Source organism: Micromonospora polyrhachis (assembly GCF_014203835.1).
Taxonomy (GTDB): Bacteria; Actinomycetota; Actinomycetes; order Mycobacteriales; family Micromonosporaceae; genus Micromonospora_H; species Micromonospora_H polyrhachis.
This window is the reverse complement of sequence record NZ_JACHJW010000001.1, coordinates 4967449-4982245: the sequence shown is the minus strand read 5'-3', so window position 1 is coordinate 4982245 and position 14797 is coordinate 4967449. Positions and strand designations below refer to the sequence as shown.

16 protein-coding genes are annotated in these 14797 nt (G+C 67.8%); 5 read left to right on the top strand and 11 right to left on the bottom strand.

Going from position 1 to position 14797, the window contains the following annotated elements; genetic code table 11:
* Positions 1-20: 20 nt before the first annotated feature.
* The 6 genes from FHR38_RS21965 to FHR38_RS21940 form a co-directional block, all read right to left on the bottom strand.
* Complete coding sequence (locus tag FHR38_RS21965) at positions 21-1091, bottom strand: ABC transporter permease (RefSeq protein ID WP_184536445.1); 1071 nt, start codon at positions 1089-1091, stop codon at positions 21-23.
* On the bottom strand, positions 1088-2629 hold the full coding sequence (locus tag FHR38_RS21960; protein ID WP_184536444.1) for a sugar ABC transporter ATP-binding protein: 1542 nt from the start codon (positions 2627-2629) through the stop codon (positions 1088-1090). The genes FHR38_RS21965 and FHR38_RS21960 overlap by 4 nt, the downstream gene beginning before the upstream one ends.
* A complete protein-coding gene (locus tag FHR38_RS21955) occupies positions 2626-3804 on the bottom strand; it encodes an ROK family protein (RefSeq protein WP_184536443.1) in 1179 nt (392 codons plus the stop codon). The genes FHR38_RS21960 and FHR38_RS21955 overlap by 4 nt, the downstream gene beginning before the upstream one ends.
* 311 nt (positions 3805-4115) lie before the next feature.
* On the bottom strand, positions 4116-5183 hold the full coding sequence (locus FHR38_RS21950) for a hypothetical protein (RefSeq protein WP_184536442.1): 1068 nt from the start codon (positions 5181-5183) through the stop codon (positions 4116-4118).
* 197 nt (positions 5184-5380) lie between these two features.
* Positions 5381-6190, bottom strand: a complete 810-nt coding sequence (locus tag FHR38_RS21945; RefSeq protein WP_184536441.1) for an ABC transporter permease — start codon at positions 6188-6190, stop codon at positions 5381-5383.
* A gap of 77 nt (positions 6191-6267) precedes the next feature.
* Positions 6268-7068 (bottom strand): ABC transporter permease, encoded by an 801-nt coding sequence (locus FHR38_RS21940; RefSeq protein WP_184536440.1) that lies wholly within the window; start codon positions 7066-7068, stop codon positions 6268-6270.
* 258 nt (positions 7069-7326) lie between these two features.
* Here FHR38_RS21940 and FHR38_RS21935 point away from each other — a divergent pair, with 258 nt between their 5' ends.
* From FHR38_RS21935 to FHR38_RS21920, 4 genes are all read left to right on the top strand, one after another.
* Complete coding sequence (locus FHR38_RS21935; protein WP_184536439.1) at positions 7327-8466, top strand: LLM class flavin-dependent oxidoreductase; 1140 nt, start codon at positions 7327-7329, stop codon at positions 8464-8466.
* Entirely contained in the window at positions 8463-9092 is a 630-nt protein-coding gene (locus FHR38_RS21930) for an FMN reductase (protein WP_184536438.1), read from the top strand. Before FHR38_RS21935 ends, FHR38_RS21930 begins: the two co-directional genes overlap by 4 nt.
* A 147-nt stretch (positions 9093-9239) precedes the next feature.
* Positions 9240-9569 (top strand): ArsR/SmtB family transcription factor, encoded by a 330-nt coding sequence (locus tag FHR38_RS21925; RefSeq protein WP_184536437.1) that lies wholly within the window; start codon positions 9240-9242, stop codon positions 9567-9569.
* Positions 9569-9955, top strand: coding sequence for a VOC family protein (locus FHR38_RS21920; protein ID WP_184536436.1), 387 nt, complete (start codon positions 9569-9571; stop codon positions 9953-9955). The genes FHR38_RS21925 and FHR38_RS21920 overlap by 1 nt, the downstream gene beginning before the upstream one ends.
* A gap of 50 nt (positions 9956-10005) precedes the next feature.
* On the opposite strand, the gene FHR38_RS21915 is transcribed toward FHR38_RS21920, so the two are convergent.
* The 3 genes from FHR38_RS21915 to FHR38_RS21905 all read right to left on the bottom strand — a co-directional run bounded on the left by FHR38_RS21915 (position 10006) and on the right by FHR38_RS21905 (position 12558).
* Complete coding sequence (locus tag FHR38_RS21915; RefSeq protein WP_184536435.1) at positions 10006-10812, bottom strand: inositol monophosphatase family protein; 807 nt, start codon at positions 10810-10812, stop codon at positions 10006-10008.
* Between the two features lie 293 nt (positions 10813-11105).
* Positions 11106-11768 (bottom strand): TOPRIM nucleotidyl transferase/hydrolase domain-containing protein, encoded by a 663-nt coding sequence (locus tag FHR38_RS21910; protein WP_246446684.1) that lies wholly within the window; start codon positions 11766-11768, stop codon positions 11106-11108.
* Positions 11769-11961: 193 nt separating this feature from the next.
* Entirely contained in the window at positions 11962-12558 is a 597-nt protein-coding gene (locus tag FHR38_RS21905; RefSeq protein ID WP_184536434.1) for a TetR/AcrR family transcriptional regulator, read from the bottom strand.
* Between the two features lie 67 nt (positions 12559-12625).
* On the opposite strand from FHR38_RS21905, the gene FHR38_RS21900 reads away from it, so the two are divergent.
* Positions 12626-13477 (top strand): SDR family oxidoreductase, encoded by an 852-nt coding sequence (locus FHR38_RS21900; RefSeq protein ID WP_184536433.1) that lies wholly within the window; start codon positions 12626-12628, stop codon positions 13475-13477.
* Positions 13478-13548: 71 nt separating this feature from the next.
* Here FHR38_RS21900 and FHR38_RS21895 read toward each other — a convergent pair whose 3' ends face one another.
* Positions 13549-14157, bottom strand: a complete 609-nt coding sequence (locus FHR38_RS21895) for an N-acetyltransferase (RefSeq protein WP_184536432.1) — start codon at positions 14155-14157, stop codon at positions 13549-13551.
* The gene (locus tag FHR38_RS21890) at positions 14154-14774 is read right to left on the bottom strand and encodes a GNAT family protein (RefSeq protein ID WP_184536431.1); all 621 of its coding nucleotides are present in this window, start codon (positions 14772-14774) and stop codon (positions 14154-14156) included. The genes FHR38_RS21895 and FHR38_RS21890 overlap by 4 nt, the downstream gene beginning before the upstream one ends.
* Between the last annotated feature and the right edge of the window lie 23 nt (positions 14775-14797).

The following is a 14797-nucleotide window of genomic DNA, read 5'->3' as shown; positions in this document are numbered from 1 at the left end:
CCAGGTGCGGTGGTGCTGGTTCAGGTCGTGGTGGTGACCTTGTTGTTGCGATGGAGAAGCTGGGTCAGAGACTTGAACCGGAACTGCTGGACCAGTACGGCGACCACGATGATGCCGCCCTTGACCATGTTCTGCGCCTCTACGGACAGGTCGTTGATGGCGAACAGGTTGGTGATCGTCGCAAAGATGATCACGCCGAGCAACGATCCGACGATGGTGCCCCGACCGCCGCTGAGCAGGGTTCCGCCGATGATGGCGGCGGCGATCGCGTCCAGTTCGTAGAGGTTGGCCATCGCCGCCTGGGCGGAGTTGGCCTGCGCGGTCAGCATGATGGCGGCGATGCCACCGCAGAGCCCGGAGAGCGCGTAGAGCAGCATGGTGTGGAGTTTGACGTTGATCCCGGCGAGCCGGGCCGCCTCCGGGTTACCGCCCACGGCCACCGTACGGCGACCGAAGGTGGTGCGGTTGAGCAGCACCCAGCCGGTGACAACCACCACGGCGAGGAGGTAGACCAGCATCGGGATGCCCAGCAGTTCGGTGCTGGCGATGCCGTTGATGGTGTCGTTGGCCGAGACCTGGGTCTGCTTGTTGGAGATCTCCGCCGCCAGGCCGCGGGCGGCGACCAGCATCGCCAGGGTCGCGATGAACGGCACCAGCCGGCCGTACGAGATGAGTAGGCCGTTGACCAGTCCGACCCCGACGCCGACAGTGAGCGCGGTGAAGATCATGCCGCCGGCACCGAAGCTCTGGGTGGCGAGCGTGGTGGACCAGACGCCGGCCAGCGCCACGATCGCACCCACCGACAGGTCGATCCCACCCCCGATGATCACGAAGGTCATGCCGACGGTGACCACCCCGATCACCGAGGCGAGCTTGAGGATGGCGAAGATGTTGTCGCTGACCCAGCGCGAGTCGCCGTAGAGGTCCGGTCGGGTGACGATGCCGATGACGACCAGTGCGACCAGCACCCCGAGCAGACCCAAGTTGCGCCGTACCGACTCGCTGCCGTCCCCGCGCCACCAGGACGTACCGGCCTCGGGGTCGGGCTGCGCCGGGGTCTTCCGTACGGCGGTCGCGGTGCTGTCGGTCATCCTGCCGCTCCTTCCATCAGCGAACCCGCCATCACGAGATCGAGGACGGTGGCCTCGTCGAGCTGCCCGGCCGGTGCCTGGTGGACGACGCGGCCCTCCCGCATGACCAGCACCCGGTCGGCCAGGCCGAGCACCTCCGGCACCTCACTGGAGACCAACAGGACCCCCACGCCACGGGCGGCGAGCGCCCGGACCACCCGGTACAACTCGGCCCGCGCGCCGACGTCCACCCCCCGGGTCGGCTCGTCGAGCAGCAGCAGGCGGGTGTCACCGAGCAGCCACCGGCCGACCACCACCTTCTGCTGGTTGCCGCCGGAGAGGGTGCGCACCGGCCGGCGTACGTCCCGGGGGCGCAACTCCAGGGTCTGGGCAATCCGGTCGGCCTCGGCCCGTTCCCGGCCCGCGTCGGTGAACCCGAGTCGGGCATAGCGGCTGAACGTGGCCAGGGTGACGTTGCGGTAGATCGGCTCACCGAGCAGCAGCGCCTGGCTCTTACGTTCCTCCGGGGCCATGCCGATACCGGCCCGCACCGCCGCCCGTACGCTGCCGGGGCGCACCGTCCGACCGGCCATCCGTACCGTGCCGGTCTCCGCCCGGCGGGCACCGTAGATGGTTTCCAGCAGTTCGGACCGGCCGGAGCCGACCAGCCCGGCGATACCGACGATCTCCCCCCGACCGACGCTGAGCGAGACGTCGGCGAACTCGCCCACCCGCCCGAGCCGGTCGACCCGCAGCAACTCCGCGTGCTCCGGCTCGGTTCCGGGTCGCTCCGGCTCGGCCTGCGGCCGGTCCGGGAAGACGTACTCGATGGTGCGGCCGGTCATCCGGCTGACCAGGTCGCGGGTCGGGGTGTCCCGGGCGGAGAGGTTGGCCGCCGTGGTCCGACCGTCCTTGAGTACGGTGACCCGGTCGCCGATCTCGCGGATCTCCTCCAGCCGATGCGAGATGTAGATGACCGCGATCCCCTGGGCGGTCAGCTCCCGGATGATCCGGAACAGGTTGCCCACCTCGTCGTGGGCGAGCACCGCACTGGGCTCGTCCATCACGATCAGTCGGGCCTCGTGGGACAGCGCCCGGACCATGCTGACGATCTGCTTGCCGGCGGCGGGCAACGCCCGGACCATCCGCCGGGGCGGGATCTCCGCGTGCCCGAGCCGGCCGAGGATCTCCCGGGTACGCCGGACGATCTGCCCCCGGCGGACGAAACCGAACCGGCGGGGTTCGTGACCGAGGAAGGCGTTCTCGGCCACCGACAGGTCCTCGACCAGGTCGAGTTCCTGATAGATGGTGGCGATACCGGCCTTCATCGCGGCCTGCGGATTGGCGAAGGTGGCCGGCTGTCCGAGCCATTCGACCTGCCCCGAGTCGGGTCGGTGCGCCCCGGAGAGCACCTTGATCAGAGTCGACTTGCCGGCACCGTTCTGGCCCAGTAGGCAGTGCACCTCACCGGCGCGCACCTCCAGCCGTACCCCGTCCAGGGCCCGTACGCCGGGGAAGGTCTTGACCACGTCGGTGAGCCGTAGCACGACCTCGGTCACGTCGCCTCCCCGAAGGCGACGTCACTGGCGAGCACCGCCGCTCCGGTGACCCCGGCCCGGGGCCCGAGTTCGGAGAGGACGACCGGCAGGTTTCCGGTGGCCAGGGGCAGCGAGCGGCGGTAGACCACGCTGCGGATCTCGGCCAGCAGGATGTGGCCGAGCTGGGCGAGCCCACCCCCGATGACGATCATTGATGGATTGGCGAAGCTGACCAGCCCGGCGAGGACGCCGCCGAGCCGGCGGCCACCGTCCCGGATGAGCCGGATGCAGGCCACGTCCCCCTCGATGGCCCCTTCGGCAACGTCGAGGGCGGTGAGCGCGCCCTTGGCGGTCAGCCGCTCGGCCATCGCCGGGGAGGTGCCGCTCCGGGCGGCGGTGATCGCTTCCTTGGCCAGCGCGGTGCCGCTGAACAGCGCCTCCAGGCAGCCGATGTTGCCGCAGGTGCACATCGGACCGTGTGCGTCGACCTGGATGTGCCCGATGTCGCCAGCGCAGCCGTCGACGCCCCGGTAGACCTCGCCGCTGAGGTAGATGCCGCACCCGATGCCGGTGCCCACCTTGACGAAGAGGAAGTCGTCCACCGAGTGGGCCACCCCGCCGTGCCGCTCCCCGATCGCCATGATGTTGACGTCGTTGTCGACCACCGACGGGCAGCCGTGTTCCCGGGTGAGCAGTTCCCGGACCGGAAACCGGTCCCAACCGGGCATGATCGGGGGAGAGACCGGAACCCCGTCGCGGAAGCTGACCGGTCCGGGTACGCCCACGCCGACCGCGTCGAGCCGCTCGTACGCCCCGTCGGCCTTCGCCTTGTGCAGCAGTTCGTTGACCCGTTGCAGGATCACCTTGGGGCCGGTCCGGATGTCGGCTGGCTCGGCGTACGCGGCGACCGGTTCGAGCCGGCCGTTGACCACCTCCACATCGACCGAACTGGCTCCCAGGTCGACGGCGGCGAACCGCAGGCTGGGATTGAGTTCCACCAGTGTGGATCGTCTACCGCCCCGGGATGCGGCCAGCCCGGCCTCAGCCACGTAGCCCAGGCTCACCAGCCGGGACACCTCGGCCAGCAGTCGGGGCCGGGGAATCTCCAGCCGGTCGGCCAACTCGGCGCGGGACACCGCACCGTTGTCACGCAGCAGACGCAGCAGCCGGAGATGTAACGGTTCCGCGTTGCGCACTCGGTCTCACCTCCGGAGGGGAGCCTGATGTCCACCCCGGCAGCGCGCCGGTATGACATCGAAAGTTGTGCCCGCCACAGTAGGAGTACGCCGGGTCACCTGTCCAGAGGTTCCGCCAATCTGACGCTAACTTTCGTCCGAAGCGACAAAAGAGCCTATTGGATCTAGGAAAGCGGGGACATCTCCTGCCGCTGCCCGGGTGCGGCGGCGAGTTCCTCGTAGTAGTAGGCGGCGGAGATGCGGCGGGGCCGCGTACCGATGCGGTACGCGGCCCCGAGGCTGCGCGGTCACGCCACGAAGCGGCGCGATGATCAGGACAGGAACTTCTTGAACGCCGCGTTCAGCGTGCCGTCGTCCGGCGACGCGTACGACTTGAGCGTCGTCTTGTTGTAGGTCATGAAGCTCGGGCAACGGGTGGCCGGTGCGTTGATACTGCCACCATCGCCGATCTTCTCGCCGGTCTGGGCGTTGTGGAAGGTCAGCGTGTACCGCGACGACATGTAGTCGACGGTCAGCTTGGTGCCGTCGCTGGCCTTGATGTCACACTTCTGGCCCGACGCCTCGCTGCCCTCCTCGTAGGTGAGGCAACCGACCACGCTGACCGTGGTGTATTCGGCGGACTTGGCGTAGTACGTCGCGTCGTAGTCGAGCGACTCGGTGCCCCAGCTGGTCAACCGACCCGGCGAGTTGGAGAAGGCGTACGCCTTCGCGCCAGCGGGACCGTTGTAGGGCGCCGCGTTCATGATCGCGCCACCCGAGCAGACCTCGCGGAAGTCGCTGGCGGAGTCAGCGGTGATGGCGTTGTTGTTCTTGTTGCCAGGCTGTGTGGGCTTGGCACCGTTGCTCGGGTCGGCGCCCGCGCTGTTGCCCGGCTGGGCAATCGGCTTGTCGTCCTCGTCGTCGCCGCTGTTCATCACCAGCGCCACCGCGCCACCGCAGAGCAGCAGTACGAGCAGCACCACACCACCGATGATCAGACCGATGGTCAGGCCCTTGTTGGACTTCTTCGGCGGTTCCGGGGTGCCGTAGGGCGGCTGGCCGCTGGGGTCGTACGCCCCCGGCTGACCCGGGGTGCCGTACTGCGGCTGCTGACCCGTCGGGTCGTACTGTCCGGGCTGGGCCGGCTGGCCGTACTGCGGCTGGGCACCCGTCGGGTCGTACTGCCCGGGCTGACCCGGGGTGCCGTACTGCGGCTGCTGACCCGTCGGGTCGTACTGCCCGGGCTGGGCCGGCTGGCCGTACTGCGGCTGGGCACCCGGCTGGGCGGGGGCGGGGTAGCCGGCCGACTGTCCGGGCGGCGCGGAGGTGGGCGGCGGCCCCCACTGCTGCGGCTGGTTCGGGTCGGGCTGATTCGAATACGGGGAGTAAGGGTCGGTCATCGGTGTCCCAAATTCTCCTGGCCAAGGGGATACGAACTGATTCTCCAGAGACCCTAACCACCGTTCGCAAAGCTACTGCCAGCAGCCCAAACCAATGGGTAATCGGTGGGACAATGTGACGGCCTGTCCGACTATCGTCATTCGACGAGCTCGCTCTGCCGACAACTCCATCACGGACCGCAACCAAGGGCAAAGCTTCATCGATAGAGCAACCGGCCCATCCGGCGGGCCGCAAGCGCCAGGCCCAGGATGGTGGCGGCAAGCAGATAGAGCACGTCGACCAACCGAAGCCACCCCGCACTCCCGGTGCTGATGCCCCGCACGAGGTCTACGGCACGGTACAACGGCGTGACCTCCACCAACCACCGCAGCAACATCGGATAGGCGTCGGCCGGCACGAAGGTCCCGGAGAAGAGGAAGAGGGTGAACTGGATGGCCCCCATCAGGTCGAAGTCCTGCCAGCTGCGCATGTACGTCGACAGCGCCATGCCGAGCGCCCCGAAGGCGAAGCCCACCAGGACCGTGGCCGGGAAGGCGGCGACCGCCCGGCCGGCGCTGGTCAGGTCCATCGCCACCATGATGCCGAGGAACGCCGCCGAGTAGAGCGTGCCGCGCAGCATCGCCCAGGCCAGCTCACCGAGCGCGATCTCGAAGGGCTGAACGGGGGTGTTCAGGATGCCGTCGTACAGCTTCATGTACTTCAACTTCCCGAAGAAGTTGGACGTGGTCTCCGCCAGCGCGCCGGTCATCGCCGACGAGGCGAGCATCGCAGGCGCGACGAAGGCGGCGTACGACACCACCTCGCCGCTGGACAGCGTGATGTCCCCGATCAGCGCCCCGACTCCGACCCCGATGGAGAGAAGGTAGAGCAGCGGCTCGAAGAACCCGGAGACAAGCACCAGCCAGTATGCGGAGCGCATCGCGGCGAGGTTCCGTTCGGTGACCGACGCCGATCGGCGGGGCGCTCCCTCGAAGCTGACCAGTCGGGGCAGAACGACGCTGACCACGTGCTCTCTCTCCTCTTCAATGACCAGACTGTCAACTCACCAGGGATCAACTCACCAGGGGGCAACTCACCAGACTGTCAACTCATCAGACGGCGATCGAACCGCCACCAGGCCAACAGCCAGCCGGCCACCGTCCAGAGGGCCAGGTAGCCCAGATGACCGGGAATCGACCAGTACGGCGCGACGCCGAGGGTCGCCGCCCGGGACAGGTCGACCCCGTGCCACAGCGGCGACACGTACGCGAGCCAGCGCACCGCCCCGGGCAGCGACTCGACCGGAAAGAAGACCCCGGCGAAGAGTGTCATCGGGATCACCGCGAAGCGGAACAGCAGGGACAGGTAGCCGTCGCTGGGGATCATCGAGGTGTATGCGACCACCGGCCCGGCGACCGCCAACCCGATCAGCAGCATCAGCGGTGGTACGGCCAGCGTCCAGGGCGAGTGCAGCGCGCCGAAGGCCGCAGCGACCAGTAGGAAGACCGCACTGCTGACGAGCACCCGAAAGAGCACGAAGGCCAACTGTCCGTTGAGGATCTCCGCCACCCGCAGCGGTGTCGCCGCCTGCGCGGAGTAGTACTTGTTCCACTCGAAGTTGCCCCACACCGGCCAGGTCGACTCGCCAATGGCCACCTGGAGCGCCGTCGAGGCGATCAGACCGGGGACGATGTAGTCGAGATACGACACGCCGGCGACCCCACCCTCGACGTACGCCCCGACACCCAGCCCGAAGCCGAGCATGGTCAACAGGGGCAGGGCGAACGCCCCGAAGACGCTGCCCCGCCAGACTCTGCGGTAGACCACGAGGTAGTACTCGAAGACCGCCAGGGTGGCCGCCCAGCCGGTCGGGGGTGCGACGTGCGGACGCTCGGCAACGATCACCGGCGTACTCTACGGCGCTGCTGTAGGGAAGGCCCCTACTTATTCTTCTGCCTTGGAAGAGGCCCTTCCTTACCTCCCCATCGCCGGACGGGACCGTTCAAGGCCGAACAGGATGGGAAGTCGAACGGGATGGAGGGTCGAGCGGCAGCGGAGCCCAGCGAAGTGGTTGACCCATGGAATAGTTGACGAGTCAAACATGTTGTGCCGGTGGTTCAGGGGGTCGGACGGTCGCCCCCGTTCCCGAGTGAGGAGCTGACCATGCAGTTCGGGATCTTTACCGTCGGCGACGTCACCACTGATCCGACCAACGGCCGCACCCCGTCCGAGCACGAGCGGATCAAGGCGATGGTCGCCATCGCCCGCAAGGCCGAGGAGGTCGGGCTCGACGTCTTCGCCACCGGGGAGCACCACAATCCGCCGTTCGTGCCGTCGTCGCCGACCACCATGCTCGGCTACCTCGCGGCCCGGACGGAGAAGCTGCTGCTCTCCACCGCCACGACCCTGATCACCACCAACGACCCGGTGAAGATCGCCGAGGACTACGCGATGTTGCAGCACCTGGCCGACGGCCGGGTCGACCTGATGCTGGGTCGGGGCAACACCGGGCCGGTATACCCGTGGTTCGGGCAGGACATCCGCAACGGCATCCCGCTGGCGATCGAGAACTACGACCTGCTGCGCCGACTGTGGCGGGAGGACGTCGTGGACTGGAAGGGCAAGTTCCGTACGCCGTTGCAGTCGTTCACCTCGACTCCCCGGCCGCTGGACGGCATCCCGCCGTTCGTGTGGCACGGCTCGATCCGCAGCCCGGAGATCGCCGAGCAGGCCGCGTACTACGGCGACGGCTTCTTCGCCAACCACATCTTCTGGCCGAAGGAGCACACCCGGCGCATGGTCGGCCTCTACCGCCAGCGGTTCGCCCACTACGGCCACGGCACCGAGGACCAGGCCATCGTCGGCCTCGGCGGTCAGGTGTACGTGCGCCGTAACTCCCAGGACGCCGTACGGGAGTTCCGGCCGTACTTCGACAACGCCCCGGTGTACGGCCACGGCCCGTCGTTGGAGGAGTTCACCCGGGAGACCCCGCTGACCGTGGGCAGCCCACAGCAGGTGATCGACCGTACCCTCACCTTCCGCGAGTACGTCGGTGACTACCAGCGGCAACTGTTCCTGATGGACCATGCGGGACTGCCGCTGAGAACCGTACTGGAGCAGCTCGATCTCCTCGGCGAAGAGGTGGTGCCGGTGCTACGCCGCGAGTTCGCGGCACTGCGGCCGGCGCACGTGCCGGAGGCCCCCACGCACGCCTCGTTGAAGGCAGCGCGGGACGCGGCGGCCGTTGCCGGCACCCCAGGTGTGGCCGGCGCGGCCGGCTCCCCGTCGGGGGCCACGCGATGAGGCAGCGCAGCCTGGTCGTGGTCTCGGCCGGTCTCAGCCAGCCGTCGTCGACCCGCCTGCTGGCCGACCAGTTCGCCGCGGCCACCCGCGACGAACTGGACCGGCAGGCCGTCACCGTGGACCTGCGAGTGGTCGAACTCCGCGACCACGCCCACGAGGTGGTCGACCACACCCTGACCGGATTCGCGCCGGAGTCACTGCGGCCGACCATCGAGGCGGTGACCGGCGCGGACGGTCTGATCGCCGTCACGCCGATCTTCAACGCGTCGTACAGCGGGCTGTTCAAGTCGTTCTTCGATGTCCTGCCCGAGGGGTCGCTGGCCGGACGACCGGTACTGCTCGGTGCCACCGGCGGCACCGTCCGGCACTCGTTGGCCCTCGAACACGTGGTACGCCCGATGTTCACCTATCTCCGGTCGGTGGTGGTGCCCACCTCGGTCTTCGCCGCCACCGACGACTGGGCCGGCAACAGGACAGCCGCCGACACCGTCGAGGGCGAGCTGCGCGGTCGGATCCGGCGGGCGGGCCGGGAACTGGCCGAGGAGATGGTACGGCGGGAGCCGGTCCCGCCGGCCGACCCGTTCGCCCTGTCGGCCTCCTTCGAGGAGTTGCTCTCCAACGAGTAGGTGCGGGGTGCGCCAGCCGTGAGCTGGTATCCGCGTGAACGCCTATCTGCCGGACACGCTTCAGGCCCGCGAGCCACGAGACGGTAGGTGCCGTCGCATCGCCTGTCAGCCTTGATAGGCAAGTCGATACTTGCCTATCATCGTAGGGTGGGTGACACCGCCGAGCCCGAGCCCGAGCGCGACACCGCCGGGGGCGGTGCCGTGTTCAAAGCCCTGGCCGACCCGACCCGCCGAAAGATCCTCGACGAACTGACGGAGCGCGATGGCCAGACGCTGTTCGAGATCTGTTCCCGACTGACCATGAAGTACCAGCTCGGCTCGTCCCGGCAGGCGATCTCCCAGCACCTGGAGATACTGATCGAGGCCGGCCTGGTCACCAGTCACCGCGAGGGTCGCTACAAGTTTCATCACATCGACACCAGCCCCCTGGAGCGCCTCACCGATCGCTGGCGCAACCGTGAAACGAAGGAGAACTGATGCGCATCAACCTCACCAGCGTTCTCGTACACAACCAGGACGAGGCCCTGCGGTTCTACACCGAGGTACTGGGCTTCGTGAAGAAGACGGAGATTCCCCTCGGCGAAGCACGCTGGCTCACGGTCGTCTCCCCCGAGGATCCGAACGGCTGCGAGCTGTCACTCGAACCGGACGGACACCCTGCGGTCAAGCCGTTCAAGGAGGCGCTGGTCAACGACGGCATCCCGTACACGTCCTTCGCGGTCGAGGACGTTCGCGCCGAATTCGAACGGCTGAGCGGCCTGGGCGTACGGTTCACCCAGGAGCCGCTACAGATGGGCACGGTCACCACAGCGGTCTTCGACGACACCTGCGGCAACCTGATCCAGATCGCGCAGGCCAGCTAACCCGGCCCACACGCATCGTCACTGAGGCAGACCCCGGCGGGGGCAGTCGATCAGTCCCCAATCGCACGCTGCTTCTTGACAAGCGTCAGCAGAGCGGCGTGCGTCTGCTCGTCGGCGGCCACGATGAGGCCGCCGACGCCGGCGTGAAGGGGCTGCCCGTCGATTCCGGTCACCACGCAGCCGGCCGCCTGACAGAGGGCGATACCGGCCGCGAAATGGACGCTGTCGTGGAGGTGGCGACCATCGGTTACGTAGGCGGCACGTCGCCCGGCAGCGACCCAGGCCACCGCCAGGGTGGTGGAGAGGACGCGTGGGCGGAACTGTTCGATGAACCGTTGGTCGGCAAGTAACCGGGTGGCCCGGAAAACTCGCTCATTGGGAAACGGCGGATCGAGATTGACGTCCACCAGACTCGACTCGGCCGACGGGGTGAGCCGCTTGTCCACGCCGCCGCAACGCACATGCGCGCCAGCACCGTCAGTCCAGAACACCTCATCGGCGAACGGGTCCGCCGAAGCTGCTGCCACGACCTGCGTCCCGGTTCGCAGAGCTACGTTGACCGCCACCAGCATGTTGCGTACGGCGAAGTTCAGCGTCCCGCACAACGGGTCGACCAGCCACTCGCGTCCGTTTCCCCCGGTTCCGGTGCGTCCGCTTTCCTCCCCCACCACGGTGTCGCCTGGCCGGGCGGCGTGCAGAACGTCGAGGATGACCTTCTCGGCTTCGACGTCGGCCGGCGTGGCGAAGTCCCCGCCAGACTTCTCGAAACGAGTCAGTGACATCCCATGGTGGGAGCGAACGACGGCAGCCCCGGCTTCGGCCGCCTCGATGACCAGATCTCGGTCGTTGATCGACATGACACACACGATAGGTACCGAGCAGACAGGTGCCCAAGACCGTAAATCCCGGGCCGAAGCCGGCGGACATCCGCTCATGCCGCTGAAAGCGCAGCTTGGTGTGGTCGTTGTCGCACGCTTGTCAGTATTCGTGTGGTGGTCGGCCGTCGAGGAGGGCGGTAACCGCCGCATCGACCTCTGCCGGGCTGACCCGAGCATCCAGATGCGCTCGCCTACCAGGGAAGAACCCACATCACCAGTCGGAACTTCATCACTGCGGCCGCGGAGGCCGACTGCCTGCGACGCAAGGTGGATCAAACGGCGGCGAGCAGCGCATCGAGTGGCCGAGGCAAGACATCCCGGGCAACTGCCACCTCCACCAGGAGCCGGGCGTAGCGCAGCTTGCGGCGCGAGCCGCTACTCAGAAACCGCCGCATCTGCGCTTCGAGATGCCGTCCGCGCCAGGCGGGTTGGCTCTGCAACGAGCGGAACGACCCGAGGTCGCCCTGCGAGTCGAAGACGGCTTCTACCTCTGTGGTTCCCACGGCACGGATCAGCTCGTCCTCCAGATCGTCGACGCAGACGTAGAACCCGAGGTGTTCCATATCGGCGCGGGTGGGAATTGAGCCGACCTGGGCGGCGAGGCCGCGCCGGAACAGCTCCTCCTCCCGCAGGTCGCACAGGCCGGCAAGTCGCATCCGGGTGCCAAGCGGACCCAACCCCGCCAGGAAGTGGCCAATCGCATGTGCGCCGTTGATCGGCACGATCACGATCCGCTCTGCCGCAAGGTCCCGGCCTCGGCCTGCGGCGGCTGTTTCCAGTGCAATCTGGTCGCTGACGCCCTCGACGAGCACCATGGCCACAGCGTCGTCGACCTTCGCGAGGGCACGGTCCATCGCCAGGGTCGTAGCATCGGGACCACTGGCGTAGCCATCGAGCGCCCTATGGGCAAGCTCACGGCGTTCGGCGACATTCATGGTGGCTCCCGGTCTGGTTCTCACACGGGGCGTCGTCGGGCGGTGCGCCATCCGCAGCGGACGTGTCGGCCCGCCGGGGCAGGCCGTGACCGCAATCATCGGCGATACGCATACCTGTCGGCCAGGGATTTAACAACGGCTCATCTCGTTGACAAGCTCCGTACCCGACACCGCAGAGCTACGCCGTGGCCGGCTACTCGCCGTCCTCGGGCCGCAGGCCGCTGAAGATGACCGACGCCAGCCGGTCGGCGTGCCCGGGGTCGGACTGGTTGCCGTACAGCCAGGCCGCCGCGCTGATGAGGGCGAAGACGTCGTCCGCCGAAACATCGGCCCGGATCACCCCGGCGGCTCGGGCCCGTTCGACCAGTGCCCCACCGGCTTCCGACATCCGTTTGCACGCCTGGTGCAGCGCGGACGTCTCGTCGTCGAGGCTGCCCAACAGTTGGTCGGCCAGTCCGCTGTAGGTCGCGCCGTGCGCGGCGACGGCCCGCATCCACCGGTCCAGTGCCTCACCGGGCGGGGTGGACCGGTCGGCCAGGAGTTCGTCGCCCAGGGCGAAGATGGCGTCCTGCCGGTCGGACAGCAACGCCGTCAGCAGGGCGTGGCGGTTGGGGAAGTGGGCGTAGAGCGTACCGATGGCAACCTTCGCCCGCCGGGCGATCTGCTCCAGCGAGGCCTGGGTGCCCTGTTCCCGCAGGACAGCCTCGGCCTCGGCCAACAGCCGTTCGCGATTACGCCGCGCGTCCGCGCGGGGACGCCGTACCGGCGTCGGTCGTGATGACTCCGACATAACTTGAGTGGTCCTCGACTTACTGCTAGCTTCTTGAGGGCACCTCATCTTACTTCGGAGGAAACCCATGATCCTGGTGACCGGAGCGACCGGCACGATCGGCCGCCATCTCGTACGGGCCCTCGCCGACACCGGGGCGTCGTTCCGGGCTCTCGTGCGTGACGAGGCCAAGGGCAGGAAGCTGGGCTGTGACTTTGTCGTGGGAGACCTCGACGAGCCAGCATCGGTGTCGGCTGCCCTGAAGGGTGTCGACCGCCTGCTCCTCAACAGCGGAGGCGCACTGCCGGTTGCGGGACCGCAACCGATGGTCCGGCAACAGATCACCGTCATCGACGCGGCCCGCGCCGCCGGAGTCACGCAACTGGTCAAGGTGTCGGCCTGGCAGCCCAGCCCCGAGGCGAAGCTGTCGGTGCGGGCGCACTGGGAGATCGAGCAGCATCTCCACGCGTCCGACCTGACCTGGTCGACCCTGCAACCCACCGGATACATGCAGAACTTCTTCACCGGCGAGGGCGGCTTCGTCGGCGACAACGCGGTGGCGGGCCCGTACGGTGATGGCCGGGTCGCCTACATCGACGCGTACGACATCGCCGCCTGCGCCGCCGTACTGTTGACCAACGATCCGGAGGACGCCGGCACGGTCCACCCGCTCACCGGCCCGGAGGCGCTGACGCACCGGGAGATCGCGGCAAAGCTCGGCGTACCCTTCCGGGATGTGCCTCCCGCCGAGGCGGCCGACGACCTACGGGCGAAGGGGCTGCCCGAATGGTTCGTGGCGGACCTGTTGTGGCTCTACGCAGACATGGCGTCCGGTGGCATGGCCGAAGTCACTCCGACGGTACGGGAACTGACCGGGCGGGCACCGCGCACGTTCGACGAGTTCCTGGCGGCGAACAGAGTGCCCACCTCGGCACGCTGACCATCCCGAACCGTCGACCTGAGCCGGGAGTAGGCACTGCGGTTCTACCCCGAGGTGCCGGGCTTCCGGCGTCAGGCTTGTGGTGGGGCGGGTCGCCACATGGGTACGGCGATGTGTCCACCTGGCAGGTGGATCTGTTGGCCAGGCTGGTAACCGTAGCGGCTGAGCAGGTCCCGATCGCTGTCGTTGCAGGCCAACGCGTAGGCGGAACTGTCGTGCGTGTCCAGCCGGGTGTGGTGATGGGCGAGTAACCGCTCGGTGGTTTCGTTGTCGGTCTGGTCATCGGTGACGGCAACAAATGCGAGTTGCTGACAGGGCGTGTCAGGTGGGTGGGCGGCCAGGGCCGCTCCGAGGCTGATGAACCGGTCGGCGTGCTCGCGGCAGGCTACGGTGAGACGTTGCCGGTAGGCGGCCGGGGCCGGGACCTGCCCGTTACGGTGGAACCAGACAGTGGTCCCGGCGATAGCGCCGGTGGCGTGGAGGGCTATCTCGATCTCGCCAAAGAACAGGGCGTGTTCGACCCAGATCCGGGCCACATCGGTCAGGACGATCATCCGCTGTTGATCATCGGGCACGAGCCACGCGGCGATCGGTAGCTCATGGCTGGCTGTGGCGACCAGTTTGGCGATGATCGTCGCCTCGACGTATCGGGCGCGTCGGATGACCCGCTGCCGGTTCACCGCTGTCCGCCAGGCGTGTCGCTGGTGGGGGTGCGGACCATCGGCCACCACAGTGGGCCGAGTTCCGGCAGTTGGACGGGGTCGCTTGCCTGGTAGCCGAGGGTTTCGTACAGCTTCCGACGCTCAGGGTTGGCGGCCTCGACGTACGTGATCACTCCGGTCCCGTCGAAGATCCTGTGGCAGTGGTCGAGAAGTTTCCTGGCCTGCGTCTCCTGACCGGGTTCGACCGCGAAGAAGCCAAGGTGCTGGTGCGGTACCGGCAGATGATGAGCGGCGAAGCTGTCCTCAAGGACGAAGAACCGGTCGGCCCACCCGTCACAGGCTGCCATCACCTGCACGGGATGACCGTGCGGCGGGCAGGTACAACCATCCGCGTGGGGCAGCCAGCAAGTCACGGCCGACAGGTCGGCGGTGACGTACACCGTCCCGAACCGCAGGGCGCGTTCGACTTGAAGACCGAGATACCCGTACAGCACGGCACGTCGATCCCGTTCCCAGCCGACCAGCCAGGCGGCGATCGGCCCGTCCAGGAACCCCTCGGTGAGCAGGCCAGTAATCCGATCTCCGTCGTCCATCGTGGCAGTACGGATATCGACCAGGGCTGTGGAAGCAGACATCAACGGCGATCTCCTTCGAGTGA

Bases quoted from the DNA above. Each gene is read 5' to 3' on its own strand.
- FHR38_RS21890 (WP_184536431.1), bottom strand. From the start codon at position 14,774: ATGTCTGCTTCCACAGCCCTGGTCGATATCCGTACTGCCACGATGGAC.
- FHR38_RS21905 (WP_184536434.1), bottom strand. From the start codon at position 12,558: ATGTCGGAGTCATCACGACCGACGCCGGTACGGCGTCCCCGCGCGGAC.
- FHR38_RS21915 (WP_184536435.1), bottom strand. From the start codon at position 10,812: ATGTCGATCAACGACCGAGATCTGGTCATCGAGGCGGCCGAAGCCGGG.
- FHR38_RS21910 (WP_246446684.1), bottom strand. From the start codon at position 11,768: ATGAATGTCGCCGAACGCCGTGAGCTTGCCCATAGGGCGCTCGATGGC.
- FHR38_RS21935 (WP_184536439.1), top strand. From the start codon at position 7,327: ATGCAGTTCGGGATCTTTACCGTCGGCGACGTCACCACTGATCCGACC.
- FHR38_RS21920 (WP_184536436.1), top strand. From the start codon at position 9,569: ATGCGCATCAACCTCACCAGCGTTCTCGTACACAACCAGGACGAGGCC.
- FHR38_RS21900 (WP_184536433.1), top strand. From the start codon at position 12,626: ATGATCCTGGTGACCGGAGCGACCGGCACGATCGGCCGCCATCTCGTA.
- FHR38_RS21930 (WP_184536438.1), top strand. From the start codon at position 8,463: ATGAGGCAGCGCAGCCTGGTCGTGGTCTCGGCCGGTCTCAGCCAGCCG.
- FHR38_RS21950 (WP_184536442.1), bottom strand. From the start codon at position 5,183: ATGACCGACCCTTACTCCCCGTATTCGAATCAGCCCGACCCGAACCAG.
- FHR38_RS21965 (WP_184536445.1), bottom strand. From the start codon at position 1,091: ATGACCGACAGCACCGCGACCGCCGTACGGAAGACCCCGGCGCAGCCC.